The following is a 4,422-nucleotide window of genomic DNA, read 5'->3' on the forward strand; positions in this document are numbered from 1 at the left end:
GACGTCCACCTTCGGGGGGCTGTGCTGGCCCGCCAGCAGGCGCAGCGCGCCGGCGAAGGCGATCATCGCGCCGTTGTCGGTGCACAACGCCGGCCGCGGGAAGCAGGCGCGGCCGCCGAGGCGCTCGGCCATCTGCTGCAGGCGGGCGCGCAGGCGCTTGTTGGCACCCACACCGCCGGCCACCACGATCACATTGGTGCCGGCCGCTTCCAGCGCGCGTTCGCACTTGATGCACAGGGTCTCGACCACGGCGTCTTCAAAGCCACGGGCGATGTCGGCGCGGGTCTGCTCGCTCTGGTCGCTATCGCGCCATGCCATCAGGACCTGGGTCTTCAGGCCGGAGAAGCTGAAATCCAGGCCCGGGCGATCGGTCATCGGCCGCGTGAAGCGGTAGACGCCCGGCGTGCCCTGCTCGGCCAGCGCGGCCAGCTGCGGCCCGCCCGGGTACGGCAGGCCCATCATCTTGGCGGTCTTGTCGAAGGCTTCGCCTGCCGCGTCGTCCAGGGTTTCGCCCAGCAGCCGGTACTGGCCGATGGCATCGACGGCCACCAGCTGGGTATGGCCACCGGACACCAGCAGGGCCACGAACGGGGCCTGCGGCGGATCGTCTTCCATCAGCGGCGCCAACAGATGACCTTCCATGTGGTGCACGCCCACGGCGGGAACCTCCAGCGCCCAGGCCAGCGACCGGGCCACGCCGGCGCCCACCAGCAGCGCCCCGACCAGGCCGGGGCCGGCGGTGTAGGCCACCCCGTCGATGTCGTTCACGCCAAGCCCGGCCTCGGCCAGCGTCTGCCGGATCAACGGCAGCAGCTTGCGCACGTGGTCACGGCTGGCCAGTTCAGGYACCACACCGCCGTACTCGGCGTGCAGGGCGATCTGGCTGTAGACCGCATGGGCGCGCAGGGCAGCGCTGCCGGCCAGGTCGGTGTCATACACCGCCACGCCGGTCTCGTCACAGGAAGATTCGATGCCAAGGACTCGCATGCCTGCTATTATGACGCCCCTGCCAACCCCTCGGGGAACTGGCAGGCCTCACTGCAATCCAACAACTTGCCCCTATTCAGGATTTGTGGCTTGCAGTTTGTTTATTCGCCACTATAATGTGCGGCTCGCCGGGCGTGACCCGGTTCTACTGTGTCCCGGAGATTCCATGCCCAGCGTCAAAGTCCGCGAGAACGAACCCTTTGAGTTTGCTCTTCGCCGCTTCAAGCGCACTTGCGAAAAGGCCGGTGTGCTGGCCGAAACCCGCAAGCGCGAGTTCTACGAAAAGCCGACCCAGGAGCGCAAGCGCAAGGCCGCCGCTGCTGTGAAGCGTCAGCTGCGCCGCTCGTCGCGCGACGTTACCAAGCGTCAGCGCCTGTACTGATCGGACGCATCTTCATTGCGGTGGGCATTCCCTGCCGCGATGGAGTCGAAGCCGGCACGCGCGAGCGTCGCCGGCTTTTTGCGTTTCCGGGCCCGGGCATCCGCCCTGCCCCACTACCACCACGAGGTTCGTCATGAGCATGAAGCAGCAGCTCACCGAAGACATGAAGGCCGCCATGAAGGGCGGCGAGAAGCACAAGCTGGGCGTCATCCGCCTGATCAACGCCGCCATCAAGCAGAAGGAAGTCGACGAGCGCATCGAGCTCGACGACACCGCCGTGATCGCCGTGCTCGACAAGATGGTCAAGCAGCGCAAGGACTCGGTCAGCCAGTTTGAAGCGGCCAACCGCGAAGACCTGGCGGCAATCGAGCGCGCCGAAATCGTGGTGATCGAAGCCTACCTGCCGGCCAAGATGGGCGAAGCCGAGATCGTCGCGGCCATCCAGGCGGCCATCGCCGAAACCGGCGCCAACAGCGCGGCCGACATGGGCAAGCTGATGGGCGCGCTGAAGCCCAAGCTGGCCGGCCAGGCCGACATGGGCCTGGTGTCCAAGCTGGTCAAGCAGGCGCTGTCGTAAGCGACGCCTGACCCGGGTCCCTTCCGCACTGCGAAGGGACGCCGGGACGCGCTCCTGCGCACCTGCTTCACCGCGTCTTCGACGTGATGCTGCTACAACTCCGGCATGGTTGATCCAACGTCCCACGCCCCCGAAGACAGCGCGCCGCACGGCGGCCCCGCGTCCCTGCACAAGTACATCAAGCGCCTGCAGGACAGTTTCCCGATGGCCGTCGTCAAGCGCTTCGTCGAAATCGACGTGCTGACCCAGGCCGCCTCGGTTTCCTTCTATGCCCTGCTGTCGATGGCGCCGCTGCTGGTGCTGCTGCTGTGGCTGACCGCCTCGCTGTATCCGCCGGCACAGCAGGCCCTGGTCGACCAGATCAGCTCGGTGGCCGGCAGCAGTGCCGCGACCGTGGCCGAAACCGTGCTGAAGAATGCCGACAACCAGCCCGACGTCGGATCGCTGGCCGGGCTGTGGAGCACGCTGCTGCTGTTCGTTGGCGCCACTGCGGTGTTTGCCCAGTTGCAGAACGCACTGAACCTGATCTTCCGCACCAGCGGCGAACGCCTGGAGGGCATCAAGGCGTGGCTGCGCAAACGCGTGTTCTCCTTCGGCGTGGTGCTGGCGCTGGGCTTCCTGCTGATCCTGTCGATGACCGCCACCACCGTGCTGCAGGTGGCCTTTGCGCAGCTGCCCTCGATCCTGCCGGCCATCGGCTACCTGACCAGCCTGCTGCTGTACGCGGTCGGCTTCGCCTTCATGTATCACTACCTGCCGGACCGGCGCGTGGCGTGGCGCCAGGCCTTCATCGGCGGCCTCATCACCTCGGCGCTGTTCGCACTCGGCCGCTATGGCATCGGCGTGTACATCGCCACCGTCGCACCGGGCAGCGCTTACGGCTCGATGGGTGCGCTGGTGATCTCGCTGGTCTGGATCTACTACGCCACCGTGGTCTTCTTCGTCGGCGCGCTGATGACCGCGGTGATCGATGAACGCCTGCGCGCACGCCATCATCTGCTGGCTGCCGGCATCGACCCTGGCACTGCAGCGAACGCGCCCGGGAACGTGGCCGGCAAGGGGTAAACTAGGGGGACTGACTTCCCCCTTCCGCGTGGCTGCCGCCGYGCCCTGCCTCGTTGCCCATGGCCCGTATCCCCGACGCTTTCATCGACGACCTGCTGGCCCGCTCCGACATCGTCGAGGTGGTGGGCAGCCGCGTGCCGTTGAAGCGCCAGGGCAAGGAGTACGCCGCGCGCTGCCCGTTCCATGACGAACGCTCGGCCTCCTTCACCGTCTCGCCGACCAAGCAGTTCTATCACTGCTTCGGCTGCGGCGCGCACGGCACGGCCATCAGCTTCCTGATGAACTACGACCGCCTCGAATTCCTCGACGCGGTGGATGAACTGGCCAAGCGTGCCGGCATGGAAGTGCCGCGCAGCGAGAACCCGCGCAGCGCCCAGCAGCAGGATGACAGTCGCGAGCTGTATTCGGCGCTGGACGCGGCAACCAAGTTCTTCCAGAAGAACCTTGAGGGCAGCGAGAAAGCCCGCAGCTACCTCGATGGCCGCGGCGTGGATGAAGAGAACCGCGCACGCTTCCAGATCGGCTATGCGCCTGATGGCTACAGCGGCCTGCGCGACGCACTGGGCAAGGACGAGCGGCGGATGAAGCTGCTCGACCGCGCTGGCCTGTTCTCCAAGAACGACCGCGGCCACGTCTACGACAAGTTCCGCGACCGGGTGATGTTCCCGATCTTCGACCGCCGTGGCCGGGTGATCGCCTTCGGCGGGCGCGTGTTCGAGAAGGATGACGGCCCCAAGTACCTCAACTCGCCCGAGACCGCGCTGTTCCACAAGGGCCGCGAGCTGTACGGCCTGTGGCAGGTGCGCCAGGCCAACCAGAAGATCGAGCGCTTGATCGTGGTCGAGGGCTACATGGACGTGGTCTCGCTGTTCCAGTTCGGCGTCACCCAGGCAGTGGCGACGCTGGGCACGGCGACCACGCCGGACCACGCCGAACTGTTGTTCCGCAACGCGCCGGACGTGTTCTTCTGCTTCGATGGCGACGCCGCCGGCCGCCGCGCCGGCTGGAAGGCGCTGGAATCGGTGCTGCCACGCATGAAGGACGGCCGCCAGGCCTTCTTCCTGTTCCTGCCCGACGGCGAAGACCCGGACAGCATCGTGCGCAAGGAAGGCGCCGAGGCCTTCGACGAACGCTTGAAGCAGGCCACGCCGCTGTCGCAGTTCTTCTTCGACGAGCTGACCCGCGAGATCAACCTGGGCACGCTGGATGGCAAGGCACGGCTGGCCGAGCGCGCCAAGCCGATGCTCGCGCAGATTCCCGACGGTGCCTTCGGCGACCTGATGAAGCAGCAGTTGGCACAGCTGACGGGCCTGGGGGGCAACGCTCAGGCGGGCCGGCCGCAGATGCCACAACGCGCCGCGCCGCGCGCGATCCAGCCGGCGGCCAAGCGCAGCCTGGTGCGTGGCGCGAT

General features: G+C 67.0%; 5 protein-coding genes. 4 read left to right on the forward strand and 1 reads right to left on the reverse strand.

Annotation, left to right across the window (positions count from 1 at the left end):
- Positions 1-987: tRNA (adenosine(37)-N6)-threonylcarbamoyltransferase complex transferase subunit TsaD (tsaD, locus tag AB4Y84_RS14325; protein WP_442250325.1), on the reverse strand; the 987-nt coding region annotated here is incomplete at its 3' end.
- A gap of 166 nt (positions 988-1,153) precedes the next feature.
- Here tsaD and rpsU point away from each other — a divergent pair.
- The 4 genes from rpsU to dnaG all read left to right on the forward strand — a co-directional run.
- A complete protein-coding gene (gene rpsU, locus AB4Y84_RS14330) occupies positions 1,154-1,369 on the forward strand; it encodes a 30S ribosomal protein S21 (RefSeq protein WP_002808376.1) in 216 nt (71 codons plus the stop codon).
- A gap of 133 nt (positions 1,370-1,502) precedes the next feature.
- The gene (locus AB4Y84_RS14335) at positions 1,503-1,946 is read left to right on the forward strand and encodes a GatB/YqeY domain-containing protein (RefSeq protein WP_312109345.1); all 444 of its coding nucleotides are present in this window, start codon (positions 1,503-1,505) and stop codon (positions 1,944-1,946) included.
- A 105-nt stretch (positions 1,947-2,051) separates the two neighbouring features.
- Positions 2,052-3,011, forward strand: a complete 960-nt coding sequence (locus tag AB4Y84_RS14340; RefSeq protein WP_059065748.1) for a YihY/virulence factor BrkB family protein — start codon at positions 2,052-2,054, stop codon at positions 3,009-3,011.
- A gap of 59 nt (positions 3,012-3,070) precedes the next feature.
- Positions 3,071-4,422 (forward strand): DNA primase (dnaG, locus tag AB4Y84_RS14345; RefSeq protein ID WP_442250326.1); only part of this gene is annotated, 1,352 nt, incomplete at its 3' end.

Source organism: Stenotrophomonas sp. 2YAF22 (genome assembly GCF_052114665.1).
Taxonomy (GTDB): Bacteria; Pseudomonadota; Gammaproteobacteria; order Xanthomonadales; family Xanthomonadaceae; genus Stenotrophomonas; species Stenotrophomonas indicatrix.

Coding starts and splice junctions, on each gene's coding strand:
- rpsU (WP_002808376.1), top strand. CDS start 1,154: ATGCCCAGCGTCAAAGTCCGCGAGAACGAACCCTTTGAGTTTGCTCTT.
- AB4Y84_RS14335 (WP_312109345.1), top strand. CDS start 1,503: ATGAGCATGAAGCAGCAGCTCACCGAAGACATGAAGGCCGCCATGAAG.
- AB4Y84_RS14340 (WP_059065748.1), top strand. CDS start 2,052: ATGGTTGATCCAACGTCCCACGCCCCCGAAGACAGCGCGCCGCACGGC.